Raw genomic sequence first — 883 nt, forward strand, 5'->3', positions numbered from 1 at the left:
CAGCTCCGCATCGCCGCCCGCGCCCGCGAACTCGTCGACCAGGGCACCCCCATCGAAGCCGCCTGCCGCATCATCATCCTCGAAGACCAACTCCAAGAAGCCCAGCGCATCAACGCCGAACACCGCCGCACCGCCGGATCCCCCAACCCCACGGCCGTGGCATGAGAGGAGCGTGCCCGCCGGTATCGGCGGACAGCGCGCCCGCGCAGTCCCGGTGTGCGGTGTGATCGTTCCCTTGGTGACGCGGTGTGCGGGCGTGGAGGGCGGCGTCAGCTGTCGTGGTTCGGAGTTCCCCTTTGCCCACGCCTTTTTGCCCACGCCTTGGTGTGGGCGTTTTGCTGTGCTGAGCCGCAGGAACCAGGGCGATCATTTCTGCTGTCCACACGGAGCGGGAGGCGTTCATCGACTGGAAGTCATGACAATGGCTACGGGAACTGTGACGTGGTTCACCCCGGAGAAGGGCTTCGGCTTCATCGCCCAGGACGGTGGGCGGCCCGGATGTCTTCGCGCACCACTCCGCGATCAGCTCCTCGGGCTTTCGTGAGCTTCAGGAGGGCCAGGCCGTGACGTTCGACGTCACCCAGGCCAGAAGGGCCCGCAGGCCGAGAACATCAACCCGGCCCGACCTCGCGGCATTGCGCGAGGAGCAGGGCACTCCGCGTCCGGTGACTGCCGAGGCCCGCGCGGGCCGTGCTTTCAGCCGGACCAGGGGGCCCGCTCTCGTACCGGGCGCCGACAGAACTTGTCGTGCACAGGGTCGGGGCGGGGGCCCCCCGGCGGCGCCGCCCCCCCCCCCCGGCAGGGCGGATACCAGGGACGGGCCCCCCCCCCCGCCCCCCCGGGGCCGCCCGCCCCCCCCCGCGCGGGGGGGGGGGGGGGCAGG

General features: G+C 71.7%; 2 pseudogenes. Both read left to right on the forward strand.

Annotated elements, in window-relative coordinates:
• Nucleotides 1-165, forward strand: a pseudogene (locus ACFWA7_RS39670) (MerR family transcriptional regulator); the annotation flags it as partial.
• Between the two features lie 256 nt (nucleotides 166-421).
• Nucleotides 422-622: pseudogene (locus ACFWA7_RS39675) on the forward strand (cold-shock protein); the annotation flags it as partial.
• Nucleotides 623-883: the final 261 nt, after the last annotated feature.

This window comes from Streptomyces sp. NPDC059994 (genome assembly GCF_042737755.1).
In the GTDB taxonomy this organism is placed as follows: Bacteria; Actinomycetota; Actinomycetes; order Streptomycetales; family Streptomycetaceae; genus Streptomyces.